The organism is Corynebacterium sp. MSK071 (assembly GCF_030232125.1).
Taxonomy (GTDB): Bacteria; Actinomycetota; Actinomycetes; order Mycobacteriales; family Mycobacteriaceae; genus Corynebacterium; species Corynebacterium kefirresidentii.
In genome coordinates, this window is record NZ_JASPJA010000002.1 from 18,721 (window position 1) to 41,937 (window position 23,217).

Below are 23,217 nucleotides of genomic sequence, written 5' to 3' on the forward strand. Positions count from 1 at the left end.
GGATGCTTAGCGCTGGCCGGCAGTTCCGAGACAGACTTTCAAGGAGTCAAATTGTCTACTTTCCACCCAAAGAGCGGTGACATCACCCGCAAGTGGTACGTCATCGACGCTACTGATGTGGTGCTGGGCAAGCTCGCTTCCACCGTTGCAGACCTGCTGCGCGGCAAGCACAAGCCACAGTTTGCACCGAACGTTGACGCTGGTGACCACGTCATCATCCTCAACGCTGACAAGATCCACGTTTCTTCCGTTAAGCGCGGCCGCGAGATGCGCTACCGTCACTCCGGCTACCCGGGCGGCCTGAAGTCCATGACCCTGGGTCAGTCTTTGGACGCCAACCCGGTTCGCGTTATCGAAGAAGCCGTTGCCGGCATGATGCCGCACAACAAGCTCTCCCGCGCTTCCATCAAGAAGCTGCACGTCTTCGCAGGCGAAGAGCACCCGTACGCCGGCCAGAAGCCGGAAACCTTCGAGTTTAAGCAGGTGGCACAGTAATGTCTGAGCAGAACATCGACAACAACGTAGCCGACGCTGCTGACATCGCTGCAGCAAGCGCCGCTACCGAAGAGTTCACCAACACCATCGGTGATTCCATCGCACCGGCCGAGACCGAAGAGGTTGAGGCTGCCGCTCCGGTACACGAGGGCCCGATCCAGACCGTCGGACGCCGTAAGCGCGCCGTCGCTCGTGTTCGCCTTGTTGCTGGCTCCGGCCAGATCGTGGTTAACGGCCGCGAGTTCGGCGAGTACTTCCCGAACAAGCTGCACCAGCAGGACATCCTGTTGCCGCTTACCCTGCTGGAGCGCGAGAACCAGTTCGACCTCAAGGTCACCGTCAACGGCGGCGGCCCAACCGGTCAGGCTGGCGCCCTGCGTCTGGCTATCGCTCGTGCACTGAACATCTACAACCCAGGTGACCGCACCGCCCTCAAGAAGGCTGGTCTGCTCACCCGAGATGCTCGTGCAGTTGAGCGTAAGAAGGCTGGTCTGCACAAGGCACGTCGCGCACCGCAGTACTCCAAGCGTTAATCTCGCTTCTACTGCGCGCGCAAGCGCTACGAAAGCCGCTGCTTCCTTTTGGAGGCGGCGGCTTTTGTCATTTCGAGTTTCAGTCGTGTTGCTTCTTGGGGCCCTAGGAGGAAGGTCTAGGTAGGAATAACAGAGCCCGTCTGCCACCGCGGACGTTATGGGAATCGGGGTGGGCCAGACGGGCTTAGCGGTGAAAGTGAAAGTGAAAGTGGATGAGACTATTCCTCGTGTGCCGAATCCTTTTGATGCTTCTCTTCGAATTCTTCGAGCTCAGCTCGTTGCCGATCCCGCACGGATGCTTGGTCTGCTAGGTACTCGTCCGTTGCGGATTCGGTGTACCATTCGTGGAGGTACGGATCATCGCTTTCGATCTTTGCTCCGGCGCCTTGGCTTTCGGGAACGGCAGACGAGCCGAAAATGAAGTCACCGTTATGCTCTTGCAGACCGTGCTGGACGCCTCGGGCGATGGCGGCAGTGGCGTAATTCCTCCGTAGCATTAGCGGATCTCGTGCTAGATCTTTGCCCCACGCGACCATCACGCCGATGAGGATAAAGGCAAAGGGCAAAGAGCAAGACACCATGATTGACTGCAGACCACTTAGAGCATCTTGGCCAGCGATGAGAAGAAGCGCCAAGGAGATCCCGCCCAGGGCAGCTCCCCAAATGATGGAGATTGGTGTTGCAGGCACGGGGCGGCCGGATTGGGACATCGAGCCCATCACATTGGTGGCGGAATCGGCGGCAGTATTAAAGAATACGACCACTGCTACGAGAACGGCGATTGTACTGATGCTAGAAAGCGGCAGCGTTTTCATGACGTCGAACATGACGTTTTCACCGGAATCTTTGATTTCGATGCCGTGTCCGTCGAGGTGAGTTTTGATAGCTGTGGCCCCAAAAATCACGTACCAGAGCAGCGACAGCGACGTTGGCACGAGCATGATGACCAGTACAAATTCGCGGATAGAGCGGCCGCGCGAGATTTTTGCAATGAACATACCGACGAAGGGCGACCAAGAAATCCACCATGCCCAGTAGAGCATTGTCCAAGCGGTAACAAATTCTTTTTCTGTCTCACCTTGCGAGGGAGCAACGGACATCATGTCAGCGAAGTTGTTGAAAAACTGCAACAGTGACGCTGGAATCAGATCGAGAATATACATCGTCGGTCCCGTAATTAGGACGAATATGCCCAAGCCGATAACGAGGCCCATGTTGATATTCGACAGAATGCGAATACCTCGTTTGATGCCGGACATCGCCGAAATGATGAAGATGACGGTGAGTATGGAAATGATCACAACGATTATTCCGTCGCCTTCCAAAGGCTTTCCGGTGACAATCGATGTTCCAGTACGGATCTGTAGCGCGCCAATTCCTAGCGAGGTCGCTGTACCAAAAAGCGTGACCAGGACAGAAAAGATGTCGACGATCTTTCCTATGACGCGGTTATTGGAGTTGGTTGCGATGGGCTCGAAAAGGGAGGAAATGAGCGGTAGACGCCCGCGACGGTAGGCAGCATAAGCGAGGGACCCGCCGACTAGCGCATACACCATCCACGGCAATGTAGCTTGGTGGAGAATAGCTTGCGAGAAGGCTGGCAGGACTGCTGCCTCGCTGGCTGGTTCCACATCGGAGAGATACGGCGGTGGGGTCAAGAAATGGGATAGCGGCTCCATTGGGCCGTAAAAGACCAGCCCGATTCCCAATCCTGCGGCGAATAGCATTGCGATCCACGAGGAACGGGAGAAGTCAGGTTCCGAATCATCAGAACCTAATTTGATCTTTCCTGTGGGAGCGATTGCAATGGACAGTAGAAAAATCGTAGTCGCGATCATGACAATCGTGAAAAGCCAGCCGAAGTGTTGGACCACCCATGCCTGCAGGTTGGTTCCCGTGCTGGCCAGGTTTTCTGGTGCCACGATCGCCCACACGATGATCGCGATGGTCGCGGCAAGTGCTACTGCGAAGACAGTTTTATTCGTCTTGAAATTGGCACGCGTATCTTCAACGCTGACGCCGGGAATGAGCGCAGGATGGATAGAGCGCTCGCCCGAAGCCGCCTTGGCTATAGCCGATCGTGCCTTCTGCGAAGCAGAATCAAGTGAGTCATCACCTATTGAGCGAGATCTCGTCATGAGAAGTTCCTCTCTAAAGGGTAAGAGCGAAATGTCACTTACTAGATAGTTACATACTTCATCCGAAATGGAACACTTAATTATGTCTTCGGGGTTAACAAGGAAGGACTGGTTGGGGGTTAAACCTGCCTAGGGCCGCCCCAACATGCAATCGCTGGGCACAGGCGTGCATAATTGACTGCATGACTCGACTTTTTGGAACCGATGGCGTTCGCGGCCTCGCGAACAAGAAGCTGACTCCGATTCTGGCCTTGCAACTAGGCCAGGCCGCTGCGGAGGTATTCACCGCCCAGCGGGAATCCTATGAGCGTCGGCCGTTGGCCATTATTGGTCGCGACCCGCGCGTTTCCGGCGAGATGCTGGATGCGGCGATTGCCTCCGGTTTGGCCTCCCGCGGCGTTGACGTGGTGCGCGTGGGCGTGTTGCCGACCCCGGCGATTGCCTACCTGACGGATGATTATGGCGCGGATCTCGGCGTAATGATTTCTGCCTCCCACAACCCTATGCCGGATAACGGCATTAAGTTCTTCTCCGCCGGCGGCAAGAAGCTACCGGACGAAATAGAAGACAAGATTCAGGCCACTATGGAAAACCTCACTGAAGACGGCCCGACTGGCACCAAGTTGGGGCGCATCATTTCGGAGGCGCCAGACGGACGCGAGCGCTACCTCAACCATTTAAAGGAAGTGGTCTCCACGGATTTGAGCGGCATCAAGGTGGTCGTAGATACCGCCAATGGTGCGGCCTCCAAGGTTGCTCCCATCGCCTATGAGGCGGCCGGGGCTGAGGTTATTGCTATCCACAATGAGCCGAACGCCTTTAATATCAATGAGGACTGCGGTTCGACGCATATTGAAAAGGCACAGGCGGCCGTCGTCGAGCATGGCGCCGATTTGGGCCTGGCCCACGATGGTGACGCCGACCGTTGCTTGGCTGTGGACGCCGAGGGCAATGTGATTGACGGCGACCAGATTATGGCGCTGTTGGCCGTGGGCATGAAGGATGATAATGACCTGCGCTATAACACCTTGGTAGCAACCGTGATGTCCAACCTAGGCCTGAAGCTGGCGATGCAGGAACAAGGCATCGAGGTGCGTCACACCGCAGTAGGCGACCGCTATGTTCTAGAAGAGCTCAACCGCGGCGATTTCTCCTTGGGTGGCGAGCAGTCCGGCCACGTGGTGTTGACGGATGATTGCACGACCGGCGACGGCACCCTTACCGGCCTGTCTATCATGGCGCGCATGGCCAAGTCCGGGAAGTCCCTAAAGGAATTAGCATCGGTAATGACCGTGCTACCGCAGGTGCTCATCAACGTGCCGGTTTCTGATAAGGGCGTCATCATGGATGCCCCCGAAGTACAAGAAGCCATCGCTCAGGCCGAGGAAGAACTCGGCGAGACCGGCCGCGTCCTGCTGCGACCTTCCGGCACCGAGGAAGTTTTCCGCGTCATGGTAGAGGCTGCGGACAAGGAGCAGGCCCGCAAGGTTGCAGGGAGGCTTTCCGCCATCGTTTCTTCGGTCTAGAGTCACCGCTTAGTGTGGAAGATTTTTATAATCCGAGGGAACCATTTGGCGCAATCCCCAGTCCAATGAAGGTGAGAACTTTTACCGCATATGGATTTGGGGGAATACACAAGTGTCTGAGGTTTTTCTTCGCCCCTTGGAGGCGATGTCCGCACTACGGCAGGTCGTAGCCGATAACGACGAGCAACGCGATGCCCACCGGGCCGAGGTACCGGATTTTCCGGTGGCCGCGGCTGGACGCAATTTTGGCGGCCACGGTGAGCGCATTCGTGATGTCTTGGCGCGCATCCATGAGCGCGGCGGGCAGAGGTTGGATAATTTATCCGCCACCGCCCACGCCGCTCATGAACAGGTGCGCGCCTTCGCCGATTTTGATGAGTCCTTTGGCAGCTCCTTTGCACGCGGTAGGGAGGCTGGCAGCAAGTGAGTACGCTGACAAAATCCCTGTTGGGGGACTACTCTAACGCTATTTCTCAATTCCAATTCGCCTGCCTGGGCAGCTACTCGGGCCCCAGCATGCCGATGAATCTACTAGGAGAGTTAGTCGGTGCGGTTGATGGCATTGCGCCCGAAAATTTGGTGAAAAATACCGTTGCGGCCGTGGGCGGCAATCGCCCGAAGGGAGGCGGTGCTGAACTAGCGGGCTATTTGCAGCAGGATGATTCCGAGGTTGCTCAGGGCGCCATGCGTGAGCACCTGTGCGGCGTGCAGGAAGACTTCGACATTGACCGCCAAGATGCCGCACATCTGACTAGCTCGGCGGAGCAGTGCTCAGGCGCTATTGCTGACGTCGTTGATGTCTCTGACACGGCCCTTACCGAGCTCGTCTCTGCGGTCATCCCACTGTTAAATATTTTGTCCATGGTCGCCACCAAACACCCTTTAGCCAGGTTCATCATCCCGATTCTTTCCACGATCGGGGGGCAAATTATTGAGGAGACAAATCACAATATCGCCAGCACCTGCCGCGACCGCGATGATGCGATCGAATCCTGTTATAGCGAGTTCGAATCGCGCTGTGAGTGCGTCTGTGAGCGCCCGATGCCGGAAGAATGCCCGACGCCGGCTAAACCTGCAGATGAAGCCTGCCCGGCACCCGTAGAGAAGTGCCCAGACGCTCCACCTCCCACGAATCCGATGCCAAAGGATGAGTGCCCGCCATCGCGGCCCACCGAGCCTGCGCAAGTGGAGTGCCCACCTGTGCCCAAACCGATGCCGGAGCCTGATTCCAAGCCGGAATCACACCACGCCACCTCCGTTCCACCACAACCGACGCCTCTTTCACCAACGCCTACTCCACCTGAGGCATGCCCTGCACCGGAGCCTGCAGCCGAGACGGAAATGCACACGGAGACCTCATCAGAGCATGGTGCTGGGTGCCACTGCTGTGAGTGCACCGAGCAATCAAACACCGAGCGGCCAGTACAGTCGGAGCGCGAAGTAGAGACCACTAGGCCGGCGCAGGCGGAGATCATTCCGCCGCAGGAAGCACCGGAACAGCCGCAGCAGGTAGAAGAGCCGTGCCCGGAACCAGAATCTCATCCAGAGCCGAAGCCCAAGCCAGAAATGGAAACCGAACCCGCTTCTGAAACGGACACAAGCGAAGAACCACTGTGCCCAGAGAATACCGGGGAGAGTACTGAAGAATGTGTCACTACTACCCAGACCAGCTCAGAAGTCTGTGAGATCGAATCCTCCTGTAGCGGTAGCCTCGGCTTGGTCGGAGCCGGAATCGCATTGGTGGGCGTGGGCCTCATTGTGGAAGGCGCTGCACAGTGCTTGGAGAACATGTCCGAACTGGATTGTCCGGTGCAAGAACCCGAACCCGATCCCGTACCTGAGCCAGAACCTGATCCCTGCTCTGAGCCTAAGCCAGAGCCCGAACCGGAGCCTTGCCCTGAACCTGAACCGACTGGTGATGACGGAGTCATAACACCGCCCCCAGAGCTGTCTCAGGTAGAGGAGCCAACGCCGCCACCGGAAAAGGTGGCGCACCTCCAAGCCGCTGGTGCAGCGGAGACACCAGCCCCAGCACCGGCGCCTGAACAGGCACCTGCGCCAGCGCCTCAGCCGGGCCCAGAACCGGCTCCTGAGCCAGCACCAGCTCCCGACCCAGCACCTGCGCCGGCGCCAGCGCCCCAGCCAGAGGCAGGACCCGCGCCAGAAGAACCATCCATTAAGGCACGAAAGGCAGGGCAGTGGTAATGAATAATGATTTCGCAGAGTTTGCGCAGGGCTTTCGAGAAAGGACGGCTAAACGCTTGCTGGAATTTGAAAAAACGCTGGCGAAAGCGCAAGACGAGCTTGAAAAATCCGCGGATAAGGCCATGCAGGAGGCACGGAGGGAGAAGGGGCAAGTGGGGCGTCGACAAGCAGCGGCGCCCAGGCCCCGATATGGCGCTGCCCCGGCGCGTTCACGAAACGCGTCGGGGCAGGTGCAATCAGTGCTGCGGCGGGGCTAAAGCCTTAGGCGTCGCGGGTTACGCCGGCGCGCTCGGCCAGGTCTTCGCCTACCAGGCTTTCTACCTTCTTCGCGCTTGCCTCTGGATCTGCAAAGGCGGCGTAGGTGGAATCATCATTTAGGGTGGCCAGCAGGAAGCCGGTGAGCAAACCGCGGGTGATTTCGGTAGGGCCGGACTGGAAAGCAGCCGTTCCGATGGCCAACTTGCGCAGGCGATCCTCGGTAAAACCAGCCTGGCTGCCCTTGTCGATGGCGCGGAAGCACACCGGGCCACGCCAGTTATAGGCCAGCTTGGCGGGGTTGCCAGCATTGAAGATGTCTTCTTGGCCGGAACCGATGACTAGGCCCGGGGTGTCAATGCGGCGGGCAGCCTGCACCGCAGAGGGGGAGGTGACCGAGGGGTAAATAGCGGCGACGGCGGCGACTTTCTTATTGTCCAAGGCCCCAAGCACGGCGGTGCCACCGCCCATGCCGTGGCCAATCATGCCGAGCTTGCCCGGGGAGACCGTAATGTTTCCGGAGCCTAGCTTTACCCCGGCGGCAATCTGCAACGCGGATTCCATATCCGCAGCTAGGTTGCGGTGGTCGGGGAAGGGGCCGGTCTCAGAATCGGGGGCTACCACGACGATGCCCCAGCTAGCCAGGTGGCGCAGGGTGGCGTGGTAATCCTTAATTTTGTGCATCCAGTCATGGCCAAAAGCCACCGCGGGCAGGCTCTGGCCCTCCGCGGGGGTATAAACCTTGCCGGTGATTCCGGCATAGTCAAGGTCGCCAACCAAAACTCGGTTGCGGCCACGCTTCGACAACGTTGCTAGATGTTTTTTCAAATTCGCAGACACGCATTCCAGGATAGATGAAGATCACCCGCCAGGCGGGAAAGGGTGCGGGTTTATCTGAGAAAAATCTACGCAGTATCCGGCCGAGGAGCGGGTGTGGCGGCGAGCTTTCCTAAGCCCCTCCTAACTTGCGACGCTAAGCGCAGGGGAGTGCAATGTGTGAACAACTACGTACTCTTTTTCTGGGAAGGCAGGCTGCGGTACATGACTACCGGCGTCGTTGATGTGCAAGAACTTTCTACTCGCTATGGGATGGAGGTAAAGACCGAGGTCATTGACCGCGTGGCACATGCCTCCGATGCCTCGCACTACCTGTACACCCCCAAGGCAGTCATCGAGGCTCGCTCCGCCGAGCATGTGGCGGCCATCTTCCGTGCGGGCCGGCAGCAGAATGTTCCGGTAACTCTGCGCTCCGGTGGCACCTCTCTGGCAGGTCAGGCTTCCGGCGATGGATACCTGGTGGATGTGCGCAAGCACTTCCGCGGTATAGAAGTTCTTGATGAGGGCAAGCGCGTGTGCGTTCAGCCCGGCGCGACGGTGCGTCAGGTCAACGCCCGCCTAGGCCTGCGCAACCGCAAACTGGGGCCGGATCCGGCCAGCGAGTCTGCCTGCACCATCGGCGGCGTGGTGGCTAATAACTCCTCCGGCATGGCCTGCGGCACTGAGCTCAATACGTATAACACTCTGGAATCGCTGACCTTTGTGCTGCCTACCGGCACCGTAATTAACACCGCCGATCCGGATGCAGACCGGCAGTTCCAGGAGCAGGAACCGGAGCTGGTGGACACGCTTATCCGCCTGCAGCGCCGTGTGCGCGATAACCAGGAATCCGTGGATATTATCCGCCGTCACTTCCAGCTGAAAAACACGATGGGCTATGGTCTCAATTCCTTCCTCGACTTTGATAGCCCGGTCAAGCTTTTTGAGCACCTGCTTATCGGTTCGGAAGGAACCCTGGCCTTCATTGCGGAAGCGGTTTTCCGCACGGTGCCGATTTCTAAGCTGACCACCACCACGGTGGCCGTATTTGATGATCTCAGCGCTGCCACCAAGTCCCTGCCGGCACTTTTGGAGACCGGAGCGGCCACCCTGGAGCTGATGGACTCTGCCTCTATTCGCGTCGGTCAAGGCTTTGATAAGGTGCCGCAGGCCATTACCGGTTTCGATGTGGATAAGCAGGCCGCGTTGCTCATTGAGTATCACGCTGATGCCCAAGAGGAACTGCAGGAGAAAGAAAGCAAGGGATCGCAGCTCTTGCGCGAATTGCCGCTGCAGTCCCCGGCAGCCTTCTCGGCTGATGCCACAACGCGCACTACCGCTTGGAATTTCCGCAAGGGTCTGTACGCCCAGGTAGCAGAGGCGCGCCCGTCTGGCACGACGGCCCTTTTGGAAGACATCGTCGTGCCTGTCGGCGATCTGGCAGATACTTGTTCTTCGCTGCAGGAACTCTTTGCCCGCTATGGATATGATGATGCCGTCATTTTCGGCCACGCCAAGGACGGCAATATCCACTTCCTGCTTACGGACCGCTTTGAAGGCGATGATGCCATCGGTCGCTATAACGGTTTCAACGAGGGCATGGTGGACTTGGTCCTCTCGGCCGAGGGCAATCTCAAGGCGGAACACGGCACCGGCCGCGCCATGGCGCCGTATGTGCGCCGCCAGTACGGCGATGAGCTCTATGAGGTAATGCAGGAACTCAAGCGGGCCTGCGATCCCACCAACACGATGAACCCCGGCGTCATCTTGGACGATGACCCCGATGCACACATCAAAAACATCAAGCTCAATCCCACCGTGGAAGAGGAAGTAGACCGCTGCGTGGAGTGCGGCTACTGTGAGCCGGTCTGCCCGTCGCGCGACCTCACGCTTACCCCACGCCAACGCATTGTGGTGCGCCGCGCCCGCAAGCGCGCGGAAGAAGCTGGCGATAGCCAACTCGTCGCTGAGCTAGATCGGGCCTACGAGTACATGGGCGTCGAGACCTGCGCCGTGGATTCGATGTGCCGCACTGCTTGCCCAGTAGGCATCGATACCGGCAAGTTCATCAAGCGCTTGCGCCGCGAGGAAGCCCAGCCAGCGCAGCAAAAGCTGTGGGGTGCTGCCGCCAAGAACTGGCAGGTAGTCAGCCAAGGCGCCGGGGTAGCGCTTACCGGCGCGCACCTATTGCCCACCGAGCTAGTCAAAAAGGTTACCGATGTGGGCCGCAGTCTCATCGGTGCCGATAATCTCCCGCAGTACCAGCCAGAGTTGGGCAAGGGCGGCAAGTCCCGCGGCCGCTTGGCCGGCCGCGTAGGTGATCGCTATGCCCAGACCACCGGAATCTATCTGCCCGCCTGCGTGAACACCATGTTCGGCCCGCAAGGCGGCGGCAAGGGTGCTACCGATTCCTTTGTGGCACTCTTGGAGCGCGCCGGGGTCGCGCTGGAGGTTCCGCAGGGCATCGACAAGCTTTGCTGTGGTACACCATGGTCTTCCAAGGGCATGCAGGCCGGCCACGATGCAATGGAGCAGCGCGTGCGGGATATCGTCATGGACGCTACTGATGGTGCGCGCCTGCCGGTTATCGTGGACGCCAGCAGCTGCACCGCTGGCTTTAAAGATATGTTGGAGTCGGTGGGTATCACCGTTATTGACGCCATTAGCTTTACGGCCGATACCTTGCTGCCGCAGCTGGAAGTAAAGAATCCAGTGGCTTCCGTGACTGTGCACCCTACCTGCTCTGCTTTCCAACTGGGCATGATGGATGATGTAGAAAAGGTGGCCCGCGCCGCCGCGGCCGAGGTACACATTCCCACCGAGTGGAATTGCTGTGGCTATGCCGGCGACCGCGGCATGCTTCACCCGGAGCTTACCGCTGCCGCCACCCGCGCCGAAGCGGCACAGGTCAGGGCAATCGGAGCGCAGTATCACGCCTCGACCAACCGCACTTGCGAGCTTGGTCTCACCCGAGCCACCGGCGAGGATTACCACCACATTTTGGAGCTTTTGGAACAGGCATCGCGCTAGTTTTCCCAGCACAGTAGCGGGTGGGGTGCCGTGCCTTGCTTGCCGACGCCCCGCCCGCCTAGAGCTTTGCCCCTTGTGCTGTAAAATCAGCAACCATGTGTGGAATTGTTGGATATATTGGTCACGCTGGTGGTGGCCGTGATTACTTCGCCCTCGACGTAGTTCTAGAAGGGCTGCGCCGTTTGGAATACCGCGGTTATGACTCCGCTGGCGTAGCAATGTACGCCGATGGAGATATCAGCTGGCGCAAGAAGGCCGGTAAGGTCGCTGCGCTGGATGCTGAGATTGCAGCCCGCCCGTTGCCTGACTCCGTGCTGGGTATCGGCCATACCCGCTGGGCTACCCATGGTGGCCCCACCGACCTGAATGCGCACCCGCACGTGGTCGATGGCGGCAAGCTGGCAGTGGTACACAACGGCATCATCGAGAACTTTGCGGAGCTCAAGTCCGAGCTTTTGCACAAGGGCTATAACTTCGTTTCCGAGACCGATACCGAGGTCGCTGCCACCTTGCTGGGAGATGTCTTCCACAACGAGGCAGCCGGTGACCTGACCAAGGCTATGCAGCTAACCTGCGCTCGCCTGGAGGGCGCGTTTACCCTGCTAGCCATCCACGCCGAGCAGGCCGATCGCATTGTTGCCGCTCGCCGCGACTCCCCGCTGGTTATCGGCTTGGGCGAGGGCGAGAACTTCCTCGGCTCCGATGTATCCGGCTTTATTGATTACACCAAGTCTGCCGTGGAGATGGACAACGACCAGGTTGTGACCATCACCGCGGACGAAGTGGAAATTACCGATTATGAGGGCAACCCTGCACAGGGCAAGCCTTTTGAAATCAAGTGGGATGCCGCCGCTGCGGAAAAGGGCGGCTTTGATTCCTTCATGGAAAAGGAAATCCACGACCAGCCTTCCGCCGTGCGCGATACCCTGCTGGGCCGCTTCGATGAGCAAGGCCAACTGACCCTCGATGATCTGCGCATCGATGAGACCGTGCTGAAGTCCATCGACAAGATCATCGTCATTGCCTGCGGTACCGCCGCCTACGCCGGCCACGTGGCGCGCTACGCCATCGAGCACTGGTGCCGCATTCCTACCGAGGTCGAGCTCGCCCACGAGTTCCGCTACCGCGATCCGATCGTGAACGAGAAGACTCTCGTTGTTGCGCTGTCCCAGTCCGGCGAGACCATGGATACCTTGATGGCCGTGCGCCACGCCCGCCAGCAGGGCGCCAAGGTCATTGCCATCTGCAATACCCAGGGCTCGTCCATCCCGCGCGAATCCGATGCCGCGCTCTACACCCACGCCGGCCCGGAAATCGCCGTGGCCTCCACCAAGGCCTTCCTCGCGCAGATTACCGCCACCTACCTGCTTGGCCTCTATCTGGCTCAGCTGCGCGGCAATATGTTCGCCGATGAGATCCAGGGCGTTCTTGCTGAGCTGCGCCACATGCCGGATAAGGTCCAAAGCGTCATCGACGAGGAAGACCAGGTGGCCAACCTGGCCAATTCCATGAAGGACGCGGAATCCGTGCTCTTCTTGGGCCGCCACGTCGGCTTCCCGGTGGCTCTCGAGGGCGCGCTGAAGCTCAAGGAGATCGCTTATCTGCACGCCGAGGGCTTTGCCGCAGGTGAACTCAAGCACGGCCCAATTGCGCTTATTGAGGAGGGCCAGCCGGTCTTCGTTATCGTGCCATCCCCACGTGGCCGCGACTCCCTGCACTCCAAGGTCGTCTCCAATATTCAGGAGATCCGTGCCCGCGGTGCCATCACCATCGTGATCGCGGAAGAAGGCGATACCGCCGTGGAGGATTACGCAAACCACGTCATCCGCATCCCGAAGGCCCCGACCCTCATGCAGCCGCTGCTGGCTACCGTGCCACTGCAGATCTTCGCCGCCCACGTAGCCAAGTCCAAGGGCTACGACGTGGACCAGCCGCGCAACCTGGCCAAGTCCGTGACCGTGGAGTAATCCACTCCAAGCGTCCGCCGTTAGGCCCCCTTACCTGCCGCGTTTCTTGCGTGGTAGGAAAGGGGGCGTCCTTTTTGTTTGTACAAATCTGTGTAGGCACGTTGCTCGCTCACCGGCCGCTACCCGCCCGAATTCAGCAAAAGGGTGAGCAGTGGCACAATGGTGGACATGCTGAAAACCACCATTGATCTCTCCGCCATCGCGCACAACGTCCGCCTCATCAAAGAAAAGGTAGGGCCTGAGGTCAAGCTCATGTGCGTGGTCAAGGCCGATGCCTATGGCCACGGCGCGGCCAAAGTCGTGCCGGTAATGGCGCGTGCAGGCGCGGATAGCTTTGGCGTGGCCACTCTGCGGGAGGCGGTGGATTTGCGCCGCGCGGGTGTGGAGGCACCCATCGTGGCGTGGATTTGGCAGACGGACGAAATCCTCGAAGAGGCACTTGCCTGCGGCATTGAGGTAGCAGTTAACTCTCTTGAACAGGCACATAAGCTGGTTAAAGCCGATTTTCCTGCTGAGATATATGTCAAGGTAGAAACCGGCATGCACCGTTCCGGTGTGGATGAAGAGGATTGGGCGGACACTTTTAAGGTGCTGCGCGACGCCCCACAAATCAAGGTCCTCGGCCTTATGTCGCACTTTGCCTGTGCTGATGAGCCGGATAATCCACACAACGACGCCCAAGAGGAGGCGTTCCGCAAGGCCCTGCGGCTCGCGCGCGAGATTGGGCTGGAGTGCCCAGTCAATCACCTGGCCAATTCACCAGCTGTGCTGACGCGTCCTTCCTCCTATTTTGAGCAGGTACGTGTAGGCGCCGCCTGCTATGGTTTGGAGCCTATTGACGGCCGCGAGCATGGTCTGCACCCAGCCATGACTTGGTCCGGGCAGATTTTTAACGTAAAGCCGATTCAGCCAGGGGAAGGCACCTGTTATGGACTGACCTGGAAGGCGGATAAGCCGGGATTTTTGGCCACCGTGGATTGCGGATACGCCGATGGTCTACCGCGTGGTTATCAAGGCGACTTGCATGTAGGCATCGGCGGGCACCTGTATCCACAGGTAGGCCGAATCTGTATGGATCAGATTGTGGTGGACTTGGGCGACAACCCCCATGGCGTGGACACGGGTCAAGCTGCCGTGATTTTCGGCAACGGGGGAGTATCGGCTACGGATCTCGCCGCGGCGGCAGGAACCATCAACTACGAGGTGGTCTGCTTGCCCGATGGCCGCACCGAACGCGAATACATAGGAGAAGAAGATGCGCAGTAGCTTTCCGGAATCCGGCAGCCGTGACCTATCCACGGTGGAAGAAACCTATGCTTTCGGCGAAGAGCTGGGCGCGGCGCTCGAGGCTGGCGATGTGGTGATCCTGGATGGGCCATTGGGGGCTGGAAAGACGACGCTAACGCAGGGCGTCGCCAAGGGCATGCAGGTCAAGGGGCGGGTAACCTCGCCGACCTTCGTGATTGCCCGGGTGCACCGCTCAACCGTAGGTGGGCCGGACCTCGTTCACGTTGATGCCTACCGTTTGCTCGATGAAGGCGGCGCTAATTCCGGGGATCCGCTAGGGGAGCTCGATGCTTTGGACTTGGACACGGAGCTAGAAAACGCCGTGGTCATCGCCGAATGGGGCGGGGGACTGGTAGAGCAGATTGCGGAACGTTACCTGTTTATTAGCATCGACCGCGAGCCGGCGGAATATGCGGGCGCAGACGAGGATGTTCGCCGCTTCACATGGTCGTGGCGGGGAGGTCTATAACACATATGCCCACCTTAAGGGCGGATAAGTGATGAATATCCTAGGTGGAGAACTTGCTCCGAGTATAACCAGTACGTAATTCTATTGAGGTGTTGAATTTTCTCGCCTCTAGTCCTTTGCTATCTCTCTTCGTCATCATGGCGGTGGGTCTAGCGATTGGCAAGATCAAGATCTTCGGCATCTCCCTCGGTGCCGCGGCTGCGATGTTCGTAGCTTTGGGTCTATCTACCGCTAATCCTGATATCCAAATCCCGCCTTTGGTCTATCAATTTGGCCTGGCGATTTTCGTTTATGCCATTGGCCTAAGCTTTGGGCCTTCCTTCGTCCGCGAGTTTAAGACCCGTGGCTGGAAGCTCACGGTATTCATGCTGGGAATGCTGGTTATCCTGGTCGCCGTAGGCTTTGGCCTCATCCGCGCCTTTGGCCTGAGCGTGCCAGAAGCTACCGGTATGTTCGCTGGTTCGCTTTCCTCCACACCGGGTATGGCCGCCGTGGTGGAAATGGTGGGCGATTCCACCCCGGTTGTCGGTTACTCCCTGGCCTACCCGGGTGCGGTTATCGGCGCGATTCTGGTCGCAGCTATCGGCGCCAAGGTGGTTAAGGTCAACCATGAGGAAGATGCCCGCGCGGAGGGCATGATTCCCGCCGAGCTCGTGGCCAAGGGCGTGCGCTTGACCAAGAACTTTAATGATACCGCTGGTCATATCTACCGTGTAACCGGCCAGACTGTCGTTGCTACTCGTATCGTTTCTGACGAAGAGCGTCACCGCCTCGCCGTCCCAGAAATGCCGCTATGCGAGGGCGAAGCATACCTCCTCAATGGCTCCGAAGAGGCCGTCGATAAGGCCATTGAGATTTTGGGTGAAGAATACCCGGTGGAGCTGACCGAGGAAGCCGGTCTAAAGTACGCCCGCGTTACCGTGTCTAACCCGGACATTGCAGGTAAGTCGCTTCGCGAGATCAAGGCCCTAGACAACGGCTTTATCATCGCTCGTATTCGTAAGGGCGATAAGGACCTCGTCCCGCATCCAGATACGGTGCTTAACTATTCGGATCGTGTTCGCGTAGTAACCAGCCCGAGCCGCTTGTCTTATGTACGCAAGTATCTCGGTGACTCTGAAGCTGCTTTGGGTAACGCGGACCTGCTGTCCATGGCTATCGGCCTGACGCTGGGCATGTTGCTTGGCCTCATTCCGATTCCGATGCCAGGCGGTTCCACCTTGCAGCTAGGCTTCGGTGGCGGCCCCGTGGTCGTCGGCTTGCTGCTGGGCTACCTCAACCGGACAGGTCCGCTTAACTGGCAGATGCCATTCCATACGCGCGAAACCATTTCTAATATGGGACTGACCCTCTTCCTCGCTGGCGTGGGTACTTCGGCCGGCGCTTCCTTCCGCGATGCCCTAACGGATCCGTCCTCCCTGACCATTATGGGCGTGGGTCTCATTATCACCTTGACCTCCGCTATCCTGATTGGCGTCATCGGCATGCTGGTGCTGAAGCTGAAGTGGGACGAGGCCATGGGCTGTGCGGCTGGCATGACCACCAATCCGGCGGTCTTTGCCTATATTCGCGACCAAACCGGCACCGAGCTGGCCGGTCGTGGCTGGGCCACGGTGTATCCCACGACAATCATCGGCAAGATTATCGCCTCGCAGGTGCTGCTTTTGCTATTGCTATAGCGTCAATACATCGCGTTAATTACTCACCCACAGGGGTGCCCGCCTACACTGGCAGGCACTACCCTGTGGGTTTTGTGTTGCGGCTAACCAGGTAGCATCGGTTGCCAGATAAACCGCCCACCGCCTGAAATCTAAAACTTTTCAAGGAGCTTTACTCACCCCATGACTAAATTCGCTCGCAACCTTACCGCCGCCATTATCGCCATCTTTATTGTTGTCATGATGGTTCTCCTCGCCTCGTCTACCTTGCGCGAGGACAATCCATTGGAGGGAAACCTCAGCTCCACGCTGTCTAAGACGCCGAAAAACCTGGAGGCGATGAGCCTTATTCCGTCCGATGTCTACGGCAAGGACTATGCCGCTATTGGCTTCATCTGCCCGGGCATGCAGGAAGAGAAGGTCAAAGAGGCACAGATCGATACCAAGGACATCACTTTTGAAGATGGCAAGGTCCCAGAGGGCAAGAGCTACGCGGTTGCCATCTCCCAGAGCACTGAGCCCTTCATCGAAGAGCTGGACCCGGAAAAGGTCGAAGTCTGTGAAATGATCAATACCCAAATCAAGGCCATGGAGCAGCAGGGCCAGAGCCTGGATGGCGGAGTACCGATGGTCCAGGGTGCTCAGCCTTTGGCGTTCCAGCGTCAGGATGGAACCTGGAAGCTGGTTGGCTAATGCGCGTCCTCGCGATCGACACGGCAACTACCGCCTTGGTCACCGGGGTAGTAGATACCGCCACTGGGCAGACCACCGAGCGCGTATTGGAAGATACCCGCGCTCATAATGAGCTGCTCATCCCCACCATCACCGAGGTCCTCGCCGAGGCGGAAATGGAGTATTCCGACCTCGATGCGGTGGTCACCGGCGTAGGTCCAGGTCCATTCACTGGCTTGCGCGTGGGTATGGCGACGGCCTCCGCGCTTGCCGACGCCCTGTCCATCCCCCTCCACGGCGTATGCACCCACGATGCAATCGCCCATGCTGCCGGCCTCCCCGCGAGCCCCGCAGACGCGGACGGCGAAGCCACCGCCTTGGTGGCTACCGACGCACGCCGCAAAGAGATCTATTGGGCCACCTACCGCGCTACCGGCTCGGGCGTGCAGCGCATCTCTGGTCCTGAGGTAACTAAGCCGGCAGAAGTTGAGGTGGGACTTAACGCTACGGCCGAGGTCATCATCCCCGAGCGCCTCGCCGCACAGCTACCGGAGGAGCTGACCGAGCTGCCACACCGCGCGGCCCATCCCACCGCAGCAGCCCTAGTGGCCGTAGCTGACCTCACTGCGGAACCAGCCCCCGTTGTGCCGCTCTACCTACGCCGCCCGGATGCGGTTCCGCCGAAGCAGCAACAGCTGTCTGCCGCCATCCCCAAGGTGGAACTGTGAAGCTGCGCGAGTTGACCCCGGCCGACGCGCCTCGGTGCGCCGAGCTGGAAAAGGTCCTTTTCCCCGGAGAGACCCCATGGTCCAGCGGAATTTTTTACCAGGAAATGGCCCAACCCTTCAACTTCTATTTCGGGGTAGAAGGCGCGCTAGACCTCGCGCACGAATCTACAGTGCTGCTAGGTTATGCGGGAATCGGCATGATGGGCCCGGCTGCGGACCCGGAATTTGAAATCCACACCATCGGCGTTGACCCCGCCGCACAGCGCCGCGGCATCGCTCGCATGATGATGGACAATATTTGCCATATCGCGGATCTTAAAGACGCCCCGGTCTTCCTCGAGGTACGGGTAGGCAACGAACCTGCTATCGGTCTCTATGAGCGTTATGCCTTTGCCAAGCAGGGGATCCGTAAGAAGTATTACCAACCTTCCGGAGCAGATGCGCACGTGATGGTGCGCCCGCGCCAGTCCGAGCGTTAAAGATAATTAAGGAGCAGTCATGAAGATCATGGGCATCGAGTCCTCCTGCGATGAAACCGGCGTGGGCATCGTCGAGCTTAGCGAGGACGGTCACATGGAGATCCTCGCAAATGCCGTCGCCTCCTCCATGGAGCAGCACGCCCGTTTCGGCGGCGTCGTCCCGGAAATCGCCTCCCGCGCTCACCTTGAAGCCATGCCGCAGGTCATGCAGGCGGCGCTCAAAGAGGCCGGCATCGCCAAGCCAGATGCCATCGCCGCCACCGTGGGGCCCGGCCTGGCCGGCGCGCTGTTGGTGGGGGCCTCGGCAGCTAAGGCCTATGCCGCAGCCTGGGGCGTGCCTTTCTACGGCGTGAACCACCTTGGCGGCCACGTTGCCGTGGCCAACCTGGAAGGCGAAGAGCTGCCGCACTCGGTGGCCCTTTTGGTCTCGGGTGGGCATACACAGCTGTTGGAGGTAGAGGCCGTCGGCAAGCCTATGCGCGAGTTGGGCTCCACGCTTGATGACGCCGCCGGTGAGGCCTACGACAAAGTCTCGCGCCTGCTTGGCCTCGGCTACCCGGGTGGCCCGGTGATTGATAAGCTCGCCGCGCGCGGTAAAGCCACCATCGACTTTCCGCGCGGTATGTCCCGCGCCGAGGACCTGCGCGGCCCTCATCGTCACGATTTTTCCTTCTCTGGGCTAAAGACTTCCGTGGCTCGCTATGTCGAGCGTGCCGAAAAGGCAGGGGAGACCATCAGCGTGGAAGACGTCTGCGCTAGCTTTCAGGAAGCCGTGGCCGATGTTCTGACTGCCAAGGCCGTCCGCGCCTGCGCAGATACTGGCGCCCGCGTCCTGCTGCTGGGAGGAGGGGTGGCCGCAAATTCCCGCCTGCGCGAGCTGGCTAGCGAGCGCTGTGCCGCCGCTGGGGTCGAGCTGCGCGTGCCGCGCTTTTCGCTGTGTACCGACAATGGCGTGATGATCGCGGCCATTGGTGCGCAGCTTATTCATGAAGGTGCCCAGCCCTCTGGCCTCGGAGTTGGCACCGATACCCAGCTGGATGTGGAAGAGCCGCAGTTAACCTAAAGTTCTTCTTTCTCGCTCTGCAGGCGGGGTGCGGGGCCGGTACTCTAAAAGGCGTTCATGCCCTCTCGGCTTTGTGAAGGAGCTTTCTCTCATGACCGTCGGTTTCCTTGTCAACCCTGATCTCACCCGCCGCAAGCTGGAATTCGAGCTGGAGCACGCCAACCAGTTCTTGGGCGGCACCACTGAGGACCGCGTCTCCGTAGTATTCCAAGAAGACGGCACCACCTATGCGGCGCTCTACAACCCCGAAGCCAAGGCTGAAGGCGCCGAGCCCAACCCAGTAGCCTCCTTGGCGCGCAACGCCGCCGCCACCGGCAATGCCGCTTTCTTGCAAGACCCCATCCGCTCCATTTGTGGTCCGGTCATCTTCGTTGATGCCGAGGGCGAAGATAAAACCATTGACGCCGTCATCGAGTCCGTGGAGCAGGGCATTCGCGCCGTCAAGAACTACCGCGAAGATAACCCAGAGGAGTACACGCTCTGGCGCGCGGCCGTTATCAATTCCACCAAGAGCCTTTAAACCTAGCCCCTCACAGGTAGGGTTCAAGCGCTTTTCGCGCGCTCGTAATACGGTGTTCACATTCTTATGGTGTCCTAGGGAGCCGTACTGCTTTTTCTAAGACTCCAAAAGGTGAAAACTGTATGCTTCGATCATCGCGCTTCGTCGCCTCCTTCGTTACCGCCCTTGCCGTGGGCGGTGCCGCCACCATCGTGCCCGCCACCCCGGCGCTGGCCGCTGATTCGCCCATCTACCGCACCATCCTGCAGCCGGGCGAGGATGAATCCCAGGTAATGGTTACGTGGCGCACCAAGTCCAAAGCCGACGAAGTCCTCGAGGTTACCGGCCCGGAAGGCACCAAGACTTTCCGCGCCGAGGAACGCGATTACGGCGCCCTGCTTTATAAATCCCAGTTCGCCACCGCCACCGATCTGCAGCCGGATACCGAGTACTCCTATCGCGTCGGTTCCGAGGAAAGCGGCTGGTCCGAACCAGAAACCTTCAACACCGGCTCCAACGGTGATGAGTGGTCTTTCCTCACCGTTGCGGACCCACAAATCGGCGTGGACCTCAAGGTAGATGACCAAGCGGAGCAATGGCGCAAAACCATCGCTCACGCGGCTTCCCATGTGCCCAATGCCAACATGATCTGGTCCCTAGGGGATCAAGTAGAAGGCTGGGGCGCCCAAGTGCCGCAGTACGATGCCTACTTCTCCGCCCCGGAAATTCGTCACATCCCGACCAATACCGTTCCGGGCAACCACGAGACTTATAACCTCACCATGAAACATCATGATGAGCACTTCTCTAACCCCCACCAGGCCGAAGATATCCGCGACCACTACTTCGAGCGCAATAACGTGCTCTTTATTGGCCTGGACTCCAATGCTTCTTCCGACGCCGATATTGCCCGCCACGAGCAATTCCTGCGCGAGGCCGTGGAATCTCGTGGCGCGGATAATGACTGGATCGTAGTTGGCATGCACCACGGTCCGTATTCACAGGGCTCGCACCACTTTGATAAGGACGTCACCAACCTGCGCGAGAAGCTCACCCCGGTACTCTCTGAGCTCAACGTGGATGCCGTGCTCTCCGGCCACGACCACATCTACACCCGCAGCCACCTGATGAAAAACAACAAGCCAGTCCTGCCAGAAAAGAAGCCGCAGCGCGGCGATGTCCTCGAACCCAAGGATGGTGCGGCCCTGTATCTGACCACCACCACCGCGGGTGGCGGCAAGTACTACGACTTCACTGACGTTAATAATCAGAAGCACAAGGGCGCACGCATGGAGACCATCGATCCGAAGCTCGCCCATGAGTCCACCGCCATGTGGCGCCAGGACTACACCGAGGACTACATGCGCGTGGATGTCTCCGATGACAAGCTCACCTTCGCTACCTTCAACGAAGCCGATAACACCCTGGTAGACAAGGTTTCGCTGAAGAAGAAGGACCGTGGCGCTGCGCCTGCCGACGCCTCTACCGACCCCGACACCCCAGAGGTGCCACAGGATCCGGAAGGCGGCAGCTCCCTGAGCTCCAGCGATGCTTTGAGTGGACTCAGCTCCAAGAAGTAGCTCGCGTCGCCGGCGTTATTAGCGCTCGGTGTGGCGCAGCCACGCCAGCACGGCCTTGACCCGTCGGTTAGAATCCTCGGGCAGGAACCCGAGCTTCGTAAAAACATTGGAGACATGCTTGCTTACCGCGCCAGCGCTAAGAACGAGCGTGCCTTCAATTTCTTTATTGCTCAACCCCTGCGCCATCAGTCCCAGCACCTCCCGTTCGCGGGCGGTGAGTTCGGCGAGGCCAGTGCGCTTTGCAGACAGCAGTGCCGTAACCACCTCTGGGTCCACCACGGTGCCGCCGCGGGCGACCTCGTCGAGCGTGCGCACGAATTCCTCTACATCAGAGACGCGCTCTTTGAGCAGATAGCCAAATCCCCCGTGCTCCAAGAGGCGGTCGAGGTAGCTTGCCGCTACGTATTGGCTTAGCACCACCACTGGTTGGGTAGGGTTTAGCGCTCGCAGGTCATGGACGGCTCGCAGGCCGTCGTCAGTCATGGTGGGCGGCATGCGCACATCGCTGATAATGAGGTCGAAGGCTTCTCGCCCAGCGATTGCGCGCAGTTCTTCGGCATCCGTGGCGGCTGTAACTCTATGGCCCAAAGAGCTGAGTAGCTGCTCGAGCCCGGCGCGCAGCAGCGCGGAATCTTCCGCGAGTAATAGTTTCATTCCGCCTCCTTCAGCGGCAGCTCGACTAGTAGTCGGCCGCCGCGTTCGCCCGCGGCAGTCTCGTGTGCCGCGGCAAGTTTTAGCGTGCCGCCCAGTGCGGCGGCGCGCTCGCGTAGCCCGGCTATGCCGGTACCGGCCCCCGTCGTGGCGTCTGTCGCTGCGCCGGAAGCGGCTGCCTCGGCCGAGGGGCGGTCGGGGCCGGTGCCATTATCAACGATGTCCAAGCGCAACATGTCCTCAAAGGTAACCATTACTGTGGCTTCGGTGGCCGCGCCGTGCTTGGAGGCATTGGTAAGTGCCTCGGCCACCGCATGATAGGCCAGCAGGGCAGTGGTCTCGTCCACGGAGCGTTCCGGCCCGTCCACGTGCAGTTCAGTCTCCAGCCCGGAGTGGGCGAGTAGCTCGTCGAGGGCGGGGATAAGCCCGGCGTCGAAAAGCACCTGCGGGGCAATGCCGCGCACCGTTGCGCGCAGGGAAGCCAGGGCCAAAGAAGCATTATGTTCCGCATCGGCCAAAGCAGGCAGCGCCTCGGACGGGGCCTGCAACTTCGCCGCCGCCAAGTTGAGCTTGAGCGCGGTCAGGTACTGCTGCGGTCCATCGTGCAGCTCGCGCTCGATGCGGCGGCGCTCGCCGGAGAAGGCATCGATAAGCGTGGCGCGCGAGGCCGCCAACTCCTCGGCCGAGGGGCTCAACGCCAGCCGAGTCAACGAGGTCGACGCCAAGACCAACAGGCGGTTGAGCCCCACCAATAAAGCCACCAGCAACGGCGCGGTGAGCCAGCAGGTAAAGAAAATGAGCGGCCGGTTGGTGGTAGACCACTCGCCAAAGGAGAATTCGGTCTTTGGCACGAATGGCGCAATGACCAGCACACCCGCCGTAAAACCCAAGGCAGTCCACGCGGCAAAGCAGGCAGCTGAAAGCAATAGCTGCATAATAAGGTGATAAAACTGCTGCCAATCAAACCACCGGCCCGCACGCCGGGAAGGGATCTCCACGCCCATCCACCGTGCACCCAACCGGCCGACAAATTCCGCGGCGCGTCCCACCAGCGGAACCCACGGCAGCATCAGCACCGAAACCACCAACGCCGGGATAAATAGCGCGCCAAGGACAAGGCTCCACGCGCAGGCTTTGAGGGTTCGCATAACCCAAGAGCCTAGCCG

21 protein-coding genes are annotated in these 23,217 nt (G+C 59.5%); 17 read left to right on the forward strand and 4 right to left on the reverse strand.

Going from position 1 to position 23,217, the window contains the following annotated elements:
* Positions 1 to 51 precede the first annotated feature (51 nt).
* Together rplM and rpsI are read left to right on the forward strand one after the other, a co-directional pair.
* The gene (rplM, locus tag QP990_RS01465) at positions 52 to 495 is read left to right on the forward strand and encodes a 50S ribosomal protein L13 (protein WP_023020603.1); all 444 of its coding nucleotides are present in this window, start codon (positions 52 to 54) and stop codon (positions 493 to 495) included.
* Positions 495 to 1,028 carry a 30S ribosomal protein S9 gene (rpsI, locus tag QP990_RS01470; protein ID WP_023020604.1) on the forward strand — a complete coding sequence of 178 codons (534 nt, stop codon included), beginning with the start codon at positions 495 to 497 and terminating at the stop codon, positions 1,026 to 1,028. Before rplM ends, rpsI begins: the two co-directional genes overlap by 1 nt.
* Positions 1,029 to 1,246: 218 nt before the next feature.
* Here the strand turns inward: rpsI and QP990_RS01475 are convergent, their stop codons facing one another.
* Entirely contained in the window at positions 1,247 to 3,166 is a 1,920-nt protein-coding gene (locus QP990_RS01475; RefSeq protein ID WP_023020605.1) for a BCCT family transporter, read from the reverse strand.
* A gap of 182 nt (positions 3,167 to 3,348) precedes the next feature.
* Here QP990_RS01475 and glmM point away from each other — a divergent pair, with 182 nt between their 5' ends.
* The 4 genes from glmM (at position 3,349) to QP990_RS01495 (ending at position 7,154) form a co-directional block, all read left to right on the forward strand.
* On the forward strand, positions 3,349 to 4,692 hold the full coding sequence (gene glmM / locus QP990_RS01480) for a phosphoglucosamine mutase (RefSeq protein ID WP_023020606.1): 1,344 nt from the start codon (positions 3,349 to 3,351) through the stop codon (positions 4,690 to 4,692).
* 112 nt (positions 4,693 to 4,804) lie between these two features.
* Positions 4,805 to 5,119, forward strand: a complete 315-nt coding sequence (locus QP990_RS01485; RefSeq protein WP_023020607.1) for a hypothetical protein — start codon at positions 4,805 to 4,807, stop codon at positions 5,117 to 5,119.
* Positions 5,116 to 6,897, forward strand: coding sequence for a hypothetical protein (locus QP990_RS01490; protein ID WP_023020608.1), 1,782 nt, complete (start codon positions 5,116 to 5,118; stop codon positions 6,895 to 6,897). The genes QP990_RS01485 and QP990_RS01490 overlap by 4 nt, the downstream gene beginning before the upstream one ends.
* Positions 6,897 to 7,154 carry a hypothetical protein gene (locus QP990_RS01495; RefSeq protein ID WP_034655755.1) on the forward strand — a complete coding sequence of 86 codons (258 nt, stop codon included), beginning with the start codon at positions 6,897 to 6,899 and terminating at the stop codon, positions 7,152 to 7,154. The genes QP990_RS01490 and QP990_RS01495 overlap by 1 nt, the downstream gene beginning before the upstream one ends.
* A 4-nt stretch (positions 7,155 to 7,158) precedes the next feature.
* On the opposite strand, the gene QP990_RS01500 is transcribed toward QP990_RS01495, so the two are convergent.
* Positions 7,159 to 7,992, reverse strand: a complete 834-nt coding sequence (locus tag QP990_RS01500; protein WP_023020609.1) for a dienelactone hydrolase family protein — start codon at positions 7,990 to 7,992, stop codon at positions 7,159 to 7,161.
* Between the two features lie 201 nt (positions 7,993 to 8,193).
* Between QP990_RS01500 and QP990_RS01505 the strand changes: the two genes are divergently transcribed.
* The 11 genes from QP990_RS01505 to QP990_RS01555 all read left to right on the forward strand — a co-directional run bounded on the left by QP990_RS01505 (position 8,194) and on the right by QP990_RS01555 (position 21,400).
* On the forward strand, positions 8,194 to 10,998 hold the full coding sequence (locus tag QP990_RS01505) for an FAD-binding and (Fe-S)-binding domain-containing protein (RefSeq protein WP_034655758.1): 2,805 nt from the start codon (positions 8,194 to 8,196) through the stop codon (positions 10,996 to 10,998).
* A gap of 95 nt (positions 10,999 to 11,093) precedes the next feature.
* A complete protein-coding gene (glmS, locus tag QP990_RS01510; RefSeq protein ID WP_023020611.1) occupies positions 11,094 to 12,965 on the forward strand; it encodes a glutamine--fructose-6-phosphate transaminase (isomerizing) in 1,872 nt (623 codons plus the stop codon).
* 162 nt (positions 12,966 to 13,127) lie between these two features.
* Positions 13,128 to 14,231, forward strand: a complete 1,104-nt coding sequence (gene alr / locus QP990_RS01515) for an alanine racemase (protein ID WP_034656247.1) — start codon at positions 13,128 to 13,130, stop codon at positions 14,229 to 14,231.
* On the forward strand, positions 14,221 to 14,721 hold the full coding sequence (gene tsaE / locus QP990_RS01520) for a tRNA (adenosine(37)-N6)-threonylcarbamoyltransferase complex ATPase subunit type 1 TsaE (protein WP_023020613.1): 501 nt from the start codon (positions 14,221 to 14,223) through the stop codon (positions 14,719 to 14,721). The genes alr and tsaE overlap by 11 nt, the downstream gene beginning before the upstream one ends.
* Positions 14,722 to 14,810: 89 nt before the next feature.
* Positions 14,811 to 16,400, forward strand: a complete 1,590-nt coding sequence (locus tag QP990_RS01525) for an aspartate:alanine exchanger family transporter (protein ID WP_023020614.1) — start codon at positions 14,811 to 14,813, stop codon at positions 16,398 to 16,400.
* 162 nt (positions 16,401 to 16,562) lie between these two features.
* On the forward strand, positions 16,563 to 17,072 hold the full coding sequence (locus tag QP990_RS01530; RefSeq protein WP_023020615.1) for a hypothetical protein: 510 nt from the start codon (positions 16,563 to 16,565) through the stop codon (positions 17,070 to 17,072).
* The gene (gene tsaB / locus QP990_RS01535; RefSeq protein ID WP_023020616.1) at positions 17,072 to 17,779 is read left to right on the forward strand and encodes a tRNA (adenosine(37)-N6)-threonylcarbamoyltransferase complex dimerization subunit type 1 TsaB; all 708 of its coding nucleotides are present in this window, start codon (positions 17,072 to 17,074) and stop codon (positions 17,777 to 17,779) included. The genes QP990_RS01530 and tsaB overlap by 1 nt, the downstream gene beginning before the upstream one ends.
* Positions 17,776 to 18,258: a GNAT family N-acetyltransferase gene (locus tag QP990_RS01540; protein WP_023020617.1), complete on the forward strand. Its 483-nt coding sequence runs from the start codon at positions 17,776 to 17,778 to the stop codon at positions 18,256 to 18,258. Before tsaB ends, QP990_RS01540 begins: the two co-directional genes overlap by 4 nt.
* 19 nt (positions 18,259 to 18,277) lie before the next feature.
* Positions 18,278 to 19,321, forward strand: coding sequence for a tRNA (adenosine(37)-N6)-threonylcarbamoyltransferase complex transferase subunit TsaD (gene tsaD / locus QP990_RS01545; protein WP_023020618.1), 1,044 nt, complete (start codon positions 18,278 to 18,280; stop codon positions 19,319 to 19,321).
* A gap of 91 nt (positions 19,322 to 19,412) precedes the next feature.
* Positions 19,413 to 19,841 (forward strand): hypothetical protein, encoded by a 429-nt coding sequence (locus tag QP990_RS01550; RefSeq protein ID WP_023020619.1) that lies wholly within the window; start codon positions 19,413 to 19,415, stop codon positions 19,839 to 19,841.
* 122 nt (positions 19,842 to 19,963) lie between these two features.
* A complete protein-coding gene (locus QP990_RS01555) occupies positions 19,964 to 21,400 on the forward strand; it encodes a metallophosphoesterase family protein (RefSeq protein WP_023020620.1) in 1,437 nt (478 codons plus the stop codon).
* Between the two features lie 18 nt (positions 21,401 to 21,418).
* Here the strand turns inward: QP990_RS01555 and QP990_RS01560 are convergent, their stop codons facing one another.
* Positions 21,419 to 22,054 carry a response regulator transcription factor gene (locus QP990_RS01560; RefSeq protein WP_023020621.1) on the reverse strand — a complete coding sequence of 212 codons (636 nt, stop codon included), beginning with the start codon at positions 22,052 to 22,054 and terminating at the stop codon, positions 21,419 to 21,421.
* The gene (locus QP990_RS01565) at positions 22,051 to 23,199 is read right to left on the reverse strand and encodes a sensor histidine kinase (RefSeq protein ID WP_023020622.1); all 1,149 of its coding nucleotides are present in this window, start codon (positions 23,197 to 23,199) and stop codon (positions 22,051 to 22,053) included. Before QP990_RS01565 ends, QP990_RS01560 begins: the two co-directional genes overlap by 4 nt.
* Between the last annotated feature and the right edge of the window lie 18 nt (positions 23,200 to 23,217).